The 15,048-nt window shown below is 66.6% G+C and carries 9 protein-coding genes and 1 pseudogene; 6 read left to right on the top strand and 4 right to left on the bottom strand.

The genetic code is table 11. From position 1 onward, the window contains the following. The first annotated feature begins 9 nt into the window (after positions 1–9). The 5 genes and pseudogenes from HPC46_RS15345 (at position 10) to HPC46_RS15330 (ending at position 8,117) form a co-directional block, all read left to right on the top strand. A complete protein-coding gene (locus tag HPC46_RS15345) occupies positions 10–1,248 on the top strand; it encodes a bifunctional glycosyltransferase family 2/GtrA family protein (protein WP_179471280.1) in 1,239 nt (412 codons plus the stop codon). Further along, positions 1,248–3,134 carry an ArnT family glycosyltransferase gene (locus HPC46_RS15340; RefSeq protein WP_179471278.1) on the top strand — a complete coding sequence of 629 codons (1,887 nt, stop codon included), beginning with the start codon at positions 1,248–1,250 and terminating at the stop codon, positions 3,132–3,134. The genes HPC46_RS15345 and HPC46_RS15340 overlap by 1 nt, the downstream gene beginning before the upstream one ends. 477 nt (positions 3,135–3,611) lie before the next feature. Beyond that, positions 3,612–5,765, top strand: coding sequence for an Ig-like domain-containing protein (locus tag HPC46_RS15335; RefSeq protein WP_179471276.1), 2,154 nt, complete (start codon positions 3,612–3,614; stop codon positions 5,763–5,765). A gap of 119 nt (positions 5,766–5,884) precedes the next feature. After that, positions 5,885–6,037 (top strand): annotated as a pseudogene (locus HPC46_RS36045) (mannosyltransferase YkcB-related protein); the annotation flags it as partial. Positions 6,038–6,470: 433 nt separating this feature from the next. After that, positions 6,471–8,117 carry an alkaline phosphatase family protein gene (locus HPC46_RS15330; protein ID WP_179471274.1) on the top strand — a complete coding sequence of 549 codons (1,647 nt, stop codon included), beginning with the start codon at positions 6,471–6,473 and terminating at the stop codon, positions 8,115–8,117. A 16-nt stretch (positions 8,118–8,133) separates the two neighbouring features. Here HPC46_RS15330 and HPC46_RS35520 read toward each other — a convergent pair whose 3' ends face one another. Then, positions 8,134–9,816, bottom strand: coding sequence for a PGRS repeat-containing protein (locus tag HPC46_RS35520; protein WP_179471272.1), 1,683 nt, complete (start codon positions 9,814–9,816; stop codon positions 8,134–8,136). A gap of 369 nt (positions 9,817–10,185) precedes the next feature. Between HPC46_RS35520 and HPC46_RS15320 the strand changes: the two genes are divergently transcribed. Continuing rightward, positions 10,186–12,063 (top strand): alkyl/aryl-sulfatase, encoded by a 1,878-nt coding sequence (locus HPC46_RS15320; protein ID WP_179471270.1) that lies wholly within the window; start codon positions 10,186–10,188, stop codon positions 12,061–12,063. Between the two features lie 74 nt (positions 12,064–12,137). Here the strand turns inward: HPC46_RS15320 and HPC46_RS15315 are convergent, their stop codons facing one another. From HPC46_RS15315 to HPC46_RS15305, 3 genes are read right to left on the bottom strand one after another with little or no spacing between them, the layout of a single operon-like run. Then, a complete protein-coding gene (locus tag HPC46_RS15315; RefSeq protein WP_179471268.1) occupies positions 12,138–13,112 on the bottom strand; it encodes an NADPH:quinone oxidoreductase family protein in 975 nt (324 codons plus the stop codon). Continuing rightward, a complete protein-coding gene (locus tag HPC46_RS15310; RefSeq protein ID WP_179471265.1) occupies positions 13,112–13,735 on the bottom strand; it encodes a TetR/AcrR family transcriptional regulator in 624 nt (207 codons plus the stop codon). The genes HPC46_RS15315 and HPC46_RS15310 overlap by 1 nt, the downstream gene beginning before the upstream one ends. Next, entirely contained in the window at positions 13,732–15,039 is a 1,308-nt protein-coding gene (locus HPC46_RS15305) for an acyl-CoA dehydrogenase family protein (RefSeq protein WP_179471263.1), read from the bottom strand. Before HPC46_RS15305 ends, HPC46_RS15310 begins: the two co-directional genes overlap by 4 nt. Positions 15,040–15,048 lie beyond the last annotated feature (9 nt).

Raw genomic sequence — 15,048 nt, 5'->3', positions numbered from 1 at the left:
GATGAATTCATGACCATCACCGACATCCGCGTGGCACGCCGACGCAATGCAGCCCTGATCGCTTCCGACCGCGGCGTGCCCGTGCTCGATGTCGTCGTCCCGGTGTACAACGAGCAGGCCGCGCTGGCCGACTCGATCCACCGGCTGTACCGCCATCTGCGGGAGGACTTTCCGTTCTCGTTCCGCATCACCATCGCCGACAACGCGAGCGTCGACGCCACCCCCGAGGTCGCCGCCGAGCTCGCTGCCGAAATCCCGGAGGTGCGCACGGTCCGTCTCGAGCAGAAGGGCCGGGGCCGCGCCCTGCATGCGGTGTGGTCGAGGTCGGATGCGCCGGTGCTGGCCTACATGGACGTGGACCTGTCGACCGACCTCGCCGCGCTGTCGCCGCTGGTGGCGCCGCTGGTGTCCGGGCATTCCGACCTCGCCATCGGCACCCGGCTGGGTCGCGGCTCCCGGGTAGTGCGTGGGGCCAAGCGGGAGATCATTTCGCGCTGCTACAACCTGATCCTGCGCTCCACGCTGGCCGCCAAGTTCAGCGACGCCCAATGCGGCTTCAAGGCGATCCGCGCCGATGTCGCCGCCGAACTGCTGCCCTACGTCGAGGACACCGGGTGGTTCTTCGACACCGAGCTTCTGGTGCTGGCCGAGCGCAGCGGCCTGCGCATCCACGAGGTGCCCGTCGACTGGATCGACGATCCGGACAGCCGGGTCGACATCGTGTCCACCGCTGTCGCCGACCTGAAGGGAATCGCGCGCTTGCTCAAGGGTTTCGGGTCCGGACAGATTCCGGTCCAGGCAATCGGCGCCCAGTTCGGCAACCAGGCCGGCGCCCCGAGATCATTGCTGAACCAGGGCGTGCGGTTCGCCGCCATCGGCATCGCGTGCACGCTGGCCTACCTGCTGCTGTTCCTGCTGCTGCGGCCGATCGGCGCCCAGGGCGCCAACCTGGTGGCCCTGCTGGTGACCGCGATCGCCAACACCGCGGCCAACCGGCGGTACACGTTCGGGGTACGCGGCCCCGGCGTCGCGCGCCATCAATTCGAGGGGTTCGTCGTCTTCGGTATCGGGCTGGCCCTGACCAGCGGTGCGCTGGCTCTGTTGCACACCCTCGGGGAGCCTCCCCGAATCGTCGAACTGTTGGTGCTGATCGCGGCCAACCTGATGGCCACCGTCGTCCGCTTCGTCCTGCTGCGCGGCTGGGTGTTCCACCCTCGTCGCACCGGCCAGACTGTCGGGAGCAAGTGATGACTGTGCTCGCTGAGAGGCCTGGAGTGGTGGATCCGAAGGAGGCGCCGGAGTTGGCGCGACCGCGGTGGGTATGGCCGGCACTGGGGCTTCTGCTCGTGGTGACTGCCGTGCTCTACCTGTGGGGCCTGAGTGCCGCCGGGTGGGCCAATGAGTACTACGCCGCTGCTGTGCAGGCCGGTACGCAAAGCTGGAAAGCCTTGCTGTTCGGGTCAATCGATGCCGGCAATGCGATTACCGTCGACAAGCCGCCCGCCGCGCTGTGGGTGATGGCCTTGTCCGGACGGATCTTCGGATTCGGCACGCTGTCGATGCTGGTGCCCCAGGCTCTGATGGGAGTGGCCTCAGTCGCGCTGGTCTACGGCGCGGTGCGCCGGGTCAGCGGTTACGGGGCCGGCCTGCTGGCCGGTACGGTGCTGGCGCTGACTCCCGTGGCGGCGTTGATGTTCCGCTTCAACAACCCCGACGCGCTGCTGGTCCTGCTGATGGTCGTCGCCGGCTACTGCCTGATCCGGGCGCTGGACGGCAAATCCACCCGCTGGATCGCCCTGGCCGGTGTCGCCATCGGCTTCGCATTCCTGGCCAAACTGTTGCAAGCCCTGCTGGTCACCCCGGCCCTGGCCCTGGTGGTTCTGGTCGCGGTGCCGGGCAATGTCTGGCAGCGCCTTCGCGACCTGGCGGTCGGCCTGGTCACGATGGTGGTCTCGGCGGGCTGGTATCTCGCGCTGGTCAGCCTGTGGCCCAGCGATTCTCGGCCCTACATCGGCGGGTCCACCGACAACAGCCTGCTTCAGCTGGCCCTTGGCTACAACGGCTTGGGCCGGGTGTTCGGCGGCGACGGCAACCCTGGCGGCAGCTCGGATTCCGGTGGCGGCCCAGGCGGCATGGGTGGCTCACCGATGTTCGGCGGCTCGACCGGCATCACCCGGATGTTCGGCGAATCGATGGGCACCGAGATCTCCTGGCTGCTTCCCGCCGCGCTGATCGGGCTGGTCGCCGGCTTGTGGTTCACCCGACGGACCCCGCGCACCGACCGGACCCGCGCATCGCTGCTGCTGTGGGGCGGCTGGCTGGTGGTCACCGTCGTGGTGTTCAGCTTCATGAAGGGGATCATGCACCCCTACTACACGGTTGCTCTGGCGCCGGCGATCGGTGCGGTGCTCGGCATCAGCGTGCGAGAACTATGGCGCGGCAAGGAGTTTGTGGGGCCCCGGATCGCGCTGGCGGCCATGCTCGTCGTGACCGGGGTGTGGAATTTCATCCTGCTCGACCGCACCCCCGACTGGCTGCCATGGCTGCGCTGGGTGGTGTTGATCGGCTCCATCCTGGCCTCGGCTGTGCTGCTGGCCGGGGCGCATCGCCTCGGACGCTGGACGGTGGTGTTCGCCGCTGCCGGCCTGCTGTTCGGGTTGGGCGCCAGCGCGGCCTACACCGTGGAGACGATCGCCGGTGACCACGGCGGTGGCATCCCGACCTCCGGTCCGGCCCGCACGGGCGGGGGTTTCGGATTCGGTGGCCCCGGCGGCCCGGGCGAGCAACAGGCATCGGACAACGCCGAGCTGAAGGACATGCTCACCGATGCTGACAATCGTTGGGCCGCAGCGACTGTCGGGTCACACACCGCGGGCAGTCTGGAACTGAGTACGGGCACATCGATCATGTCGATCGGTGGGTTCAGCGGCGGTGACAACTCACCCACACTGGAGCAGTTCCAGTCCTACGTGGCCTCGGGCCAGGTGCGCTACTTCATCGCGGGAGACAGACACCACGGCGGTCCCGGCGGCGACTCGGGTGCGGGCATTCAGATCACCGAGTGGGTCCAGCAGCACTTCACCGCGAGCGATGTGGGCGGGACCGAGGTCTACGACCTGAGCATGCCGAACTGATCGGATGTTGAACCTTTCAACCATCGCAGTCCGGGGGTGTTGACAAGTCCCGTTGTGGCGTGCTGGCCTGAGAGGGTCGCGTGGGTTTCCCACGCACATCGGGGGGAAGCGATGAGCACCGCAACGTTCGCGGGACGGCTCGGTCCACTTGCTGCGATGCTGGGCGTGGGTGCTGCGATCGCGGTAGGTGGCGCGGGAGTCGCCGCTGCGGAGTCGTCCTCCTCCTCCTCCTCGTCCTCCACTTCGTCGTCAGCGGGTGTTGACGCCGGACGAGCGCAGCGCAGCTCCAGCGCCGAGCGCTCACCTGCGCTCCGCGTGAGGATCAGGGCGGGGGGCTACGCAAACAACACCGCGACAACGCGCAGGCCTTCGGCGTTGGCCAGAACCGCCCGGCCCAGCACTTCCCGACCCGTACGAGCGCCCGATTCGACACCAGCCCTGACTCCCTCGCCGACGCAGGCGGTGGTTGCCGCCCCCTTGCTGAGCGCTCGACCGTTCAACTCGCAGCGAATTGGCTTCGACCCGGTCGGTGCGTTCTTCACTGGTTTGGCAGCGACTTTCGGCAATCGGCGCCCGACACTGAACCCCACTCAGAGCGGCCAGACAGGCAACGGTGTAGTCAGCGGCGTCCTCAACGCCGGTGACCGGGACGGCGACACGCTCACCTTCACTGTCACCGAGAATGCCGCCCGCGGCGTCGCGATGGTCCACCCCGACGGCAGTTACACCTACACCCCAGACCGGGCGGTGGCTGCAACCGGTGCCACCGACTCGTTCGGGGTCAGTGTCAGTGACGCAGCAAGCGGATTCCACCTCCACGGCTTGTCGGGGTTGATCAACCTGCTCACCTTCGGTCTGGTCGGCGACAGCGGCCACACCACCGCTGGCACCGTGGCTGTCACGGTAGGCCCGTTCACCGCAGCCAACACAGCCCCTGCCGGCACCCCCGTGGTCAGCAGCCCCGATCCGACCACAGGGGTGGTGACCGGCGCCGTAATCGGCAGCGACGCGGACGGCGACGCCTTGACTTACAGCGGGTCCGCCACCACGACGAAAGGCGCGGTGATCGTCACTCCCGCCGGCGTGTTCAGCTACACCCCGACCCCCAGCGCACGGGACAACGCCGCGGCACCCACCGCCACCCCCGCCGACAGAGCCGACACCTTCACCGTCACCATCGCGGACGGCTTCGGCGGCACAGCTGCCATCCCGGTGACAGTGTCGCTGGTGCCGGTGCCGACACCACCCCCGCCGCCGGGGCCACTGCCGGCCTTCCCCGGGGCGGAAGGGTTCGGCAGCTTCGCCACCGGCGGACGGGGCGGCAGCGTCATCTACGTCACCAACACCGCGGCTTCCGGCCCGGGCTCGCTGCAATGGGCTATTGACCAGCCCGGCCCGAAATACATTCTCTTCAAAGTCAGCGGGGTGATCGACGCCCAGATTCATCTGACGAACGGCGATGTGACGATTGCCGGCCAAACCTCCCCGGGCGGCATCACTATTCGGGGATTCGTGACCGATGAAACCCCATATCAGGATCAAACGGTCCGCGCCCCAGCCGACTTCGCCGAGAACTGGATTCTGCAGCACGTGCGAATTCGCCCGGGCGTGAGTGGGCCGAGCGATGACGGATTGCGTCTGCGTTACACCCGCAATGCGATCATCGACCATGTCTCGATCGGCAACGCCACCGACGAAGCCGTGGAAATCTCCTACTCGAACAACATCACCGTTCAGAACTCCGTACTCGCCGAAACCCTTGGGGGCCATTCTTTCTACGGCGGTGTGCTGATGAACTACTCGAACCCGGCCAACGGCTTCGAGTTGAACAACGTCTCACTTCATCACAACATCTTCAATCGGATCGAAGGCAGGTTGCCGGAAGGAAGCCGCGAGTCCCTGGCCGCCGCCAATTCGACCATGAACCTGGAGTTGTCCAACAACCTGTACTGGGATCCACGCTTCTTCATCGTCCTCGGTGTGAGCACGAATGTCGTCACCGACTCCCGAGGCAACCCGTACCCGATCTATTGGAACATCAACGCCGTCAACAACTACTTCAAGACCGGTCCTCAGTTCCAGTACGGAATGTTCGACGACCAGATTCTGCGCGTCGCAGGTAACCAGTTGTACGTGAGCGGCAACGAAATGAGCGGGTACCCGTCGAGGTCGGATTACGAACTCTTCTACTGCTGCAACGACTATCCGTCGGTGGCCCAGCCCGACGGCGCATCCGGCCAAGCACAAGCGCGCAGCTCGCGGCATCCCTTCCCGGCCATCACCTACACCCCGACGGATATGTTGCGCGCAGTCCTGCTGGACAGCGCCGGCGCGTGGCCCCGCGACCCCATGGATACCAGGCTGCTCCAATCCGTGGCCCAAGACACCATCTCAATCGCGCCGCCCAACACCAACCCGGCCAATGACGCTCTACTGCCGGCCTACTCCGGTGCCGCTCCCGCCGCGCCGCTGGACACCGACGCTGACGGCATGCCCGACGCCTGGGAGATCGCCAAAGGATTGGATCCCAACTCGTCGAACACCAACGCCACCGACCTGTCGGAGTTGGGGTACACCGACCTGGAGGTCTATCTCCAGGAGTTGTCCGCGAGCCGGATCAGCCCGCGCTGATTCCCGGACGAGACCTCACCGTCGGCACAACGTACCCTCAGCGGCGGCGGTTTACGGAAGGATTCGCGGCATGACGCCCAAGCGGTCGTCCGCTTGAAGACGATGATGGTTGGGCTGCAGCCACTATCGCGCCGCACACCGGCAGTCTGGAGCTGAGCTCGGGCACGCTGATCATGTCGATCGGTGGGTTCAACGGTGCCGACAACTCGCCTAGTTTGGATCAGTTCCAGGCTTACGTCGCCAGCGGGCATGGCGGTGGCCCCGGGTGGTGACTCCGCTCCCGGCGAGGTGTACGGACTGAGCGCCCCAACGGACCCCGTCAATTCCCAGCCGGGGAGGGCCCGCACTTCGTACCATCTGAGTTATCTGATGGCGGGAGTACGGGTCATGGGCAATGCAGCACACATCGGCAGGGTGGGGGCACTCGCGGTCGCCCTCGGAATCGGTTCCTGGTTGGCGAGCACACCGTGTGTCGCGGATGCCCAGCCGTCGAACGCGTCTTCTGCTTCGGATAGCACGGCAGCCAAACCAAAACCGGTGGCAGTGGGCAAGACGCACCGTGTGACGCCCAGCTTGGCGAAAGGGCCGTCGTCGTCGAAATTAGGTAAGCCTCAGCAACTTTCGTCTTCACAGCCACTTGCCAGCATTCGCCTGCATTCGCTCGTCGGAGGTGGCGCGCCGCCTTCGCCGGCGACGATCTCGTCGATGCTGGCCTACGTGGGCAACGAGTTGCGTCGCATTACGGGTATCGGCAAGGCGGGTGCGGTCACGACCGCCGCAGTCCCCGTCACGGGTCCCAATCTGCTGACGAATCCGGGCGCCGAACTAGGAGATAGCGCCGGGTACGGAAACAGCGCAGTCAGCGTTCCCGGGTGGACGGCGACGGGTACTCCGACAGTGGTCAAGTATGGTGAGCTCCGCAATGCATGGCCGGTGGGCCTGAGTTTCGCGTGGCCGAATCTTCCTGCCATCGTGTCGTTTCCAGGCGTCAACGCCGCGCCGCCCGGTGGCGGCAATCAATTCTTCAGTGGCGGCGACGTCGCCACGTCGGCGCTCGCGCAGACGGTGGACCTCAGCGCCTCGAGCGCTGAGATCGACAGCGGTACAGTGCCATTCAACCTCAACGGCTACCTGGGCGGATACCTGCTCGACCCGTCCTTCGCTACGGTCAAAGTGACCTTCCTGGACCAGAATCAGCTTTATCTCGGCAGTTCGACGATCGGGCCGGTCTCGAACCTGGATCGATTGGGACAGACAGGATTCCGCCAGCGGACCACTACCGGTACGGTCCCGGTGGGAACTCGTAGCGCGGTCGTGACGCTGACCATGCACGATCTGAATCCGGTCGTGATCGGCTTCACCGCGAGGTTCAACAACGCCTACGCCGACAACCTGTCCTTCAGTATCGGCACCGCCCAATCCGCGCCACCTGCGCCAACGCCACCGGTATCTGAGGTCCAGCCGCTCGACCACGTGTTCCTGGTCTACATGGAGAACAAGGGCTACGACGACATCGTCGGAAGCCCCAACGCGCCGTACCTGAACAGTCTGATGAACGCCTACGGGCTGGCCAACAACTACTACGCGGTGACCCATCCCAGCCTGCCGAACTACTACGCGATCGTCGGCGGACAGGTCTACGGCAAGACCTACAACTGCAAGTCGGTGTGCATCAACGACCCGAACAACCTTGCCTTCACCATGGACAACGCCGGTGTTACATGGGCCGCCTATGCACAGGGCATGACGCCCGGCCAGCCGTTACAGTCCACGGCGGACTATTCGACCGACCAGACGCCCTGGCCGGCGTTCGCCGGAATCGGCGACAATCAGGCCTACGCCGCCGCGCACATGTTCCCGTTGACGCAACTGGCCGACGATCTCAACACCCCTGGAAAGACAGCAGATTTCGTGTGGTTCGCTGCCGACGAGGACTCCAACGGCGAAGGCCCCGTCGACACCCTGGCCGGTGTGGCACACTTTGCGCTGTCGCAGATAGATCCGCGCCACCAGTACAACGTCGCCGCGCTCGACGAGTTCTTGCAGGAGAACGTCACGACGATCATCAACTCCGATGAGTGGAACAACACGAAGTCGGTGCTGATCGTCACGTTCGACGAGGACAACAACAACATCACGCTAGGTTTCGGTAACGAGGGCAACCACGTCGTCACCGTGGTGATCCCATCGCCGCTGGCGGTCAGCGCGGGCGGAATGAAGGGCGGCGCCTTCGTCGTCACCGATCATTACGACCACTACAGCACGCTGCGCACGATCGAGGATGCGCTCGGAGTGCCGACGATGACCAACAACGACAAGTACGCCGAACCGCTCAACGGATTCTGGACGTGACCAGAACGGCTTTTCCTCAGTTGCCCTGACCGCCGTTGGGCTTGCCCGCGCTGCCGTTCGACCCGTTGTCGTTCTTTCCGGTACCGCGGATGCCGCCTTGGCCTCCTGCTCCGCCCTGGCCCTGTGCACCGCTCTGCCCGCCGCCAACACCGCCCTGGCCGCCGGCACCGCTGACACCGCCGTTGCCACCGTCGCCGCCGTTGCCATTGGTGCTGCCCGAGCCGCCGTTGCCGCCGGCTCCACCCGCGCCGCCGTTGCCACCGGCGCCGCCGCTGCCACCGGTGCCGTTGGCGCCGGTCTGGCCGCCGGTCAGCCCGCTGCGCCCACCCGCGCCGGCGTTTCCTCCGGTTCCGCCGGATCCACCCGCGCCGCCCTGACCTCCGGCGCCGCCGCTGCCACCGACCGGCGTGGTGGCCCCGATGGTGATCAGATGTGCAGTCCCGCCATTGCCGCCGGTTCCGCCGTTGTCCCCGTCGCCGCCGGTGCCCCCGCTGCCGCCGTGTCCGCCCGTGCCGCCGTTGCCGACCAGCAGACCGCCGCTGCCACCGGCGCCACCGTTGCCGCCGGTCCCGCCGCCCTGCCCGTCGGCGCCCGCGCCGCCGATGCCGCCGTTGCCGCCGTTGTTCCAGGTTGATCCGCCACCCTGGATTCCGTAGCCAGCCGCGCCGCCGTCACCGCCGGCGCCACCGCCAACCGCGCCGTCGCCACCATTACCGCCCGAGCCCGCCTTGCCGCTTCCCCCGGTGACGGAGCCACCGGCGCCACCCGCCCCACCGGCTTGGCCAGGCGACGTGCCGTCGGCCCCGTCGGTGCCGTTGCCGGCCGCGCCGGTGGTCACGTCAGCTCCCGCGGTGCCGTTGCTGGCCGGAGCGGGTGCCGGGTTCGGATTGGCGCCATCGGCGCCTGCCGCCCCCGCGCCACCGTTTCCACCGCTGCCACCGTTTCCGAAAAGTCCTGCTGCGCCGCCATTTCCACCGTTACCGCCAGTCTGGCCGGGCTCGGTGGCGTCGGCACCGTTTCCACCGTTTCCACCGTTGCCGAAGAACAGCCCCGCTCGACCGCCGTTTCCGCCGTCGGCACCGGAATCGGTTGCGGTGCCGCCATTCCCGCCGTTACCGCCGAAGATTCCACCGTCGCCGCCGTTCTGACCGGCCGCGCCGTCGGCGCCGTTGCCCCACAGCAGGCCACCATCCTGCCCCGGTTCGGTGGCGTTACCGATGAGCAGCACGCCGCCGGCGATGACCTCGACGTTGCTGTTGGCGACGGCGATGCGGAACAGTGATGTGACCGTCGACGGGCCGCTCGTGACGGTGATCAGCGCGGGTACCGAATCTCGGTGAGCGCCGCCGGAACGACCTGCCCGGGAGGTGGCGGTCGCGGCCGCTGAGGCGACCGCGTCGCTGAGTTGGTCCCTTCCGGCGCTCACGCGCGCCGCCACGTCGTTCGCCAGGTTCGACACCGCCTCGGCGGTGGCGCTGTCGGTTCCCGGCGGTGCTGTCCAGTGCACCACCGCGCCGGAAGGCAGCCGGACGGCTCCAGCCGGGCCTGCGGTCGCGCGCGATCCTGGCGTCCACGGCGTCGAGACCGCGCTCAACTCTGGAATGGGCCGGGGGTGATCGACGCCGAGCGTCACCGCAGCTGTCAGTTCACCTAGAGCCGCCACCGCCACCACGTGCGCAAGCTCCGACCGCAGGAACATGGCCCCTCCTCAGCGAATTTCTGTGCGTCATGATGACCCCAGGTGGGGTGCTACCGCAACCCACATTTCCGGTGTGCTGGGCGACGCAGGCCGCGTATCAGCGAAGATTCGTAATGCGGATTTTCATTCGGGTAATTTGTTCTATTCGACATAGATGGCGTGAGCTAGATTCGTATTGCGGATCTAGCCCTTGATTCGGCATCGAATCCGCGATCGTGGCGAGTGTCAACCCTGGAGATCCCACACTGCGCGGCTCGTCGAGTTCGGCACCTGCATAGCTAATGAGCCCTCGGTAGTCCACGGCGGCCGGAGGCCCGACCCGAACTTGGTCATCGACTTGGCCTGGAGGATGCGGAAGGATTGACGGGTATGACTCCCAAGCCGCCGTCTGCCGTCATCGAAGCCGCCCACGCCGAGCATTTGAAGTCCCTGCCGTTCGAGGACACCGCCGATTTCGCCGACGCCGACCGCGGCTTCATCGGCGCGCTGACACCGTGCGTCGTCACGGCCGCCGATGGCCGCGTGGTGTGGGACAACGACGCCTACGGGTTCCTCTCCGGTGATGCGCCGACGTCGGTGCATCCGAGTCTGTGGCGACAGAGCACGTTGGCCGCGAAGCAGGGTCTCTACGAGGTCGTCGAAGGCATCTACCAGGTGCGCGGGCTGGACCTGTCCAATATCAGTTTCATCGAGGGCGACACCGGCATCATCGTCATCGATCCGCTGGTCTCCACCGAAACCGCGGCGGCCGCACTGGCGCTCTACCGCGCGCACCGCGGCGACCGGCCCGTCGTCGCGGTGATTTACACCCACTCCCACGTCGACCACTTCGGCGGTGTTCTCGGCGTGACCACGCAGGCCGACGTCGATGCGGGCAAGGTCGCTGTCTTGGCGCCGGAGGGGTTCACCGAGCACGCGGTCCAGGAGAACGTGTACGCGGGTACCGCGATGGCCCGTCGTGCCGGCTACATGTACGGGGCCGTGCTCGATCGTGGCCCGCAGGGTCAGGTCGGCTGCGGGCTGGGCCAGACACCGTCAACCGGTGAGGTCGCGATCATCGTGCCCACGATCGACATCACCACCACCGGTGAGGAACACACCATCGACGGTGTCGAGATCGAGTTCCAAATGGCTCCGGGCACCGAGGCGCCCGCCGAAATGCACTTCTACTTTCCGAAATTCCGCGCGCTGTGCATGGCGGAGAACGCCACCCACAATCTGCACAACCTGCTGACGCTTCGCGGCGCCCTGGTCCGCGACCCGCACGGGTGGGCCGGATATCTGACCGAGGCCATCGACACCTTCACCGACCGTGCCGACGTGGTGTTCGCATCCCATCACTGGCCGACCTGGGGGAAGGACAACATCGTCGAATTCCTGTCCCTGCAACGTGATCTGTACGCCTATCTGCATGACCAGACGCTGAGGCAGCTCAACCAGGGCTTCACCGGCATCGAGATCGCCGAGTCTTTTCAGATGCCGCCGGCGCTGCACAAAGCCTGGCATGCCCACGGTTACTACGGCTCGGTCAGCCACAACGTCAAGGCCGTCTATCAGCGGTACATGGGCTGGTTCGACGGCAACCCCGGACGGCTGTGGGCGCATCCGCCGGAGGCGGCCGGACCGCGTTACGTCGAGGCGATGGGTGGCGTCGACCGGGTGGTCGAGCTCGCGCGCGCCGCTGCCGAATCCGGTGATTACCGTTGGGCTGTAACACTTCTCGATCATGTGATCTTCACCGACGAGAATCACACGGGCGCCCGCGAACTCTATGCGGACACGCTGGAACAGATGGCTTACGGCGCGGAGTGTGCGACGTGGCGCAACTTCTTCCTATCCGGTGCCACCGAGCTGCGGAATGGGAACTTCGGCACGCCCACCCAGTCGTCGTCGACGACGCTGCTGGCTCAGCTCACCCCCGAGCAGATGTTCGATGTGCTGGCGATCAGCGTGAACGGGCCGCGGGCATGGGATCTCGACATCGCCCTCGATATCACCTTCGATGATCTCGGCACCAATTACCGGCTCACCCTGCGCAACGGTGTGCTGGTCTACCGCCAGTGCGCGGCCGACGAGTCGACGGCGACCGCCACGGTCAGATTACTGAGTAAGTTGCGGCTATTGGCAGCCGCAGCAGGCGATTTCACCTCGCCCGGCCTGGAGGTCAGCGGTGACGGCCAGGCATTGCAGACGCTGCTCGGTGCCCTGGATCAGCCCGATCCCAGCTTCAACATCATCACGCCCTAGGCTTTTTCCCGCGAGCAGACGCGAACTCCCCCGAAATGTGGTCAAAATGTGGGAGTTCGCGTCTGCTCGCGCGGTTAGGTGACGTCGATGACGACCTTGCCGATCGCCTTGCGGTCTGCAACGTAGCGCAGCGCGGTCGCCGCCTGCTCCAGCGGGAACCGCGCACCCAGGTAGGGGCGCAGCCGACCCTCGGCGAACAGCTGAGCCAACTCGGCGTCGTCGCGGGCCATCTGCTCGGGGTAGTCGATCATAAAGGTGCGGATCTCCATGCCCTGCACGGTGATTCCCTTCAGCAGCACGAGGTTCAGCGGAATCCTGGGAATCTCGCCGGCGGCGTAACCCAGCGTGACGAACTTGCCGCCACGCCCCAGCCCGCGCAGTGCCGGCTCGGAGTAGCGACCACCGACCGGATCGACCACGATTTGGGCGCCGCCCTCGCCGGTGATCTCCTTGAGCCGGGCCTTCAGATCCTCGGTGTCGTAATCGATGCAGGCCTGCGCACCGCGTTGGCGGCACACTTCGAGCTTCTCCGGGCCCGATGCTGCCGCAATCACCTTGGCGCCCATCAGGACCGCGATGTCGACGGCGGCCAGGCCGACTCCGCCACCGGCGCCGAGCACCACCACCCAGTCGCCGGGCTGCACCGGGGCGACGGTGCGCAGGGTGTAGTACGCCGTCCGGTTGGTCACCCCGAACGCCGCGGCATCGGCATAGTCCACACCGTCGGGAATGCGCGTCAGACCGCGGGCATCGACCAGGGCCTGCTCAGCGAAAGACCCGACGAAGGTGGTGGCCGATACCCGATCGCCGGGCTGGTAGTCGACGCCGTCACCGACGGCCAGAACGTCACCCGCCATCTCGCTGCCCGGGCTGAACGGCGGCGGTACCTTGATCTGGTACTTGCCTGCGATCATCAGCACGTCGGGGTAGTTGACCGCGGCGGCCCGCACCCTGACCACGGCTTGTCCGGGACCCGGTGTGGGGTCGGGCAGGGTGTCGAGGACCAGATCCTCGGGGGTGCCGTACTCGCGGCAGACGATCGCGCGCATCAGCGTTCTCCTTCTTCCACGCCGAGCCCGCGCAGGCAGAACCCGACGAGGTGGCTGATGTCCTTGCGACCGGGTTGGTCGGTGGAGTCCACGTAGCGGCGCATCGTGCCGACGGTACACACGAACACCGCGTCGGCATCACGCCGGGGATCGGCGCTGCCCAGATCGCGTATCGGACCGACCAGCAGGTCGCGCATGGCAGCCATGGTCTCTTCCTCGCCCATCCGCCGCTTGTCCGAGGCGGACATCTGCCCGACCAGCGCCCGGCTCATACCGATCAGCTCCGGATCGGCCACCTGGGCCAGCGATCCGCTGATCCACCGGGTGATCTTGCCCACCGGCGTGCTCTCCTTGGCCATCTGGTGCTCGAGATACGAGACCACCAGGCGCACACCGCGTTCCATGACTGCCAGCATCAGGTCGTCCTTGCCCGCGAAATAGCGGTAGAACGCCTTGTTGGACACCCCGGCCTCGGCGACGATGTCGCTGACCCTCGGCGCGTCGGGGGAGACTCGCTGCATCACCGTGATGGCGGCGGCCAGGATGCGCTCCACCTCCGCGGTGGCCTCCCGCTGCCGGTCGTCGAGGGCCCGCACCACGGCGGCCGCGGCGCGATCGGTCACCGCGAAACAGGCAGCGCGGGAATGCGATCGATCAGGTGGCCGTACTTTTCGCGGGCCCGCTCGATGCGATTGGGAAGGAACTCGCTGGGCCACACCGGGTCGTCCGGCTCGTACCCTTTGAGGATCTGGCGGGCCAGGTTGACCTTGTGTGCCTCGGTGGGTCCGTCGGCCAGCCCCAGCGTGATCCCGCCCATCAGCACGCTGGTCAAGGGCATCTGGTCGGTGAGCCCGAGGCCCCCGTGCACCTGTATGGCGCGCAGGCCGATGGACTTCAGCACGTTCGCGGTCTGGATCTTGCAGGCCGCGATCGCCTCGCGGGCGGCCCGCTCGCCACCGGTGTCGACCAGCCAGGCGGCGTACAGGACCATCAACCGGAATTGGGTCAGCTCGACGAAGGAGTCAGCGACCATCTCCTGGATGAGCTGCTTGTCGGCGAGCAGACTGCCTTGGGTGAAGCGGCTTTTCGCTCGCCGGGCCATCGCGTCGATGGCGCGCTGGGCCACCCCGATGGAGCGCATCGCGTGGTGCAGACGGCCGCCCGCCAGCCGGGACTGTGCCACGCGGAAGCCCTGTCCCTCCTCGCCGAGCATCGCCGAGGCGGGCACCCGGACGTTGTCGTAGTGCACCAGCGAATGGCCGGGGTCGTGGGAATACGAGCCGACCAGGTGGTGGGTCGCTTCGATGTTAACCCCGGGGGTGTCGGCCGGGATCAGGAACGTCGACGCCCCGTTGTGGACCGGCACGTCGGGATCGGTGATCGCCACGACGATGAAGAATGACGCCACTGATGCATTCGACGACCAGTACTTGCGGCCGTTGATCACCCAGTCGTCGCCGTCGCGCATGGCGCGGGTGGTGAACACCCGCGGATCAGAGCCGCCCTGCGGTTCGGTCATCGAGAACGTGGAGAAGATTTCCCCGGACAGCAGCCCGGTCAGGTAGCGGTCCTTCTGTTCACTCGTGCCGAACCGGGCGAGGATCTCGGCGTTACCGGTATCGGGTGCCTGGGTGCCGAAGATGATCGACGACCACGTTGCGCGGCCGAGGATTTCGTTGATCAGTGTGAGCTTGACCGCGCCGAAGCCCTGCCCGCCGAGCTCGGGTCCCAGATGCGGCGCCCACAGGCCCTGATCGCGGACCTTCTGCTTCAGCGGGTCGATGATCCGGCGGCGCTCCTCATCGAGCGGCAGGAACTCGCAACTGGGGAAAATCACCTCGAGCGGCTCGACCTCGTCGCGGACGAAGGTCCGGATCCACTCGAGTTTCTCCTCGAACTCCGGTTCGGTGGAAAAATCCCATGCCATGTCTGACTC

This window comes from Mycolicibacterium vinylchloridicum (assembly GCF_013404075.1).
GTDB lineage: Bacteria > Actinomycetota > Actinomycetes > Mycobacteriales > Mycobacteriaceae > Mycobacterium > Mycobacterium vinylchloridicum.
This window is presented reverse-complemented; position numbering and strand designations above follow the sequence as displayed.

Excerpts from the sequence above, each read along its gene's own strand:
- HPC46_RS15345 (WP_179471280.1), top strand. The coding sequence starts at position 10 with ATGACCATCACCGACATCCGCGTGGCACGCCGACGCAATGCAGCCCTG.
- HPC46_RS15340 (WP_179471278.1), top strand. The coding sequence starts at position 1,248 with ATGACTGTGCTCGCTGAGAGGCCTGGAGTGGTGGATCCGAAGGAGGCG.
- HPC46_RS15330 (WP_179471274.1), top strand. The coding sequence starts at position 6,471 with ATGCTGGCCTACGTGGGCAACGAGTTGCGTCGCATTACGGGTATCGGC.
- HPC46_RS35520 (WP_179471272.1), bottom strand. The coding sequence starts at position 9,816 with ATGTTCCTGCGGTCGGAGCTTGCGCACGTGGTGGCGGTGGCGGCTCTA.
- HPC46_RS15320 (WP_179471270.1), top strand. The coding sequence starts at position 10,186 with ATGACTCCCAAGCCGCCGTCTGCCGTCATCGAAGCCGCCCACGCCGAG.
- HPC46_RS15315 (WP_179471268.1), bottom strand. The coding sequence starts at position 13,112 with ATGCGCGCGATCGTCTGCCGCGAGTACGGCACCCCCGAGGATCTGGTC.
- HPC46_RS15305 (WP_179471263.1), bottom strand. The coding sequence starts at position 15,039 with ATGGCATGGGATTTTTCCACCGAACCGGAGTTCGAGGAGAAACTCGAG.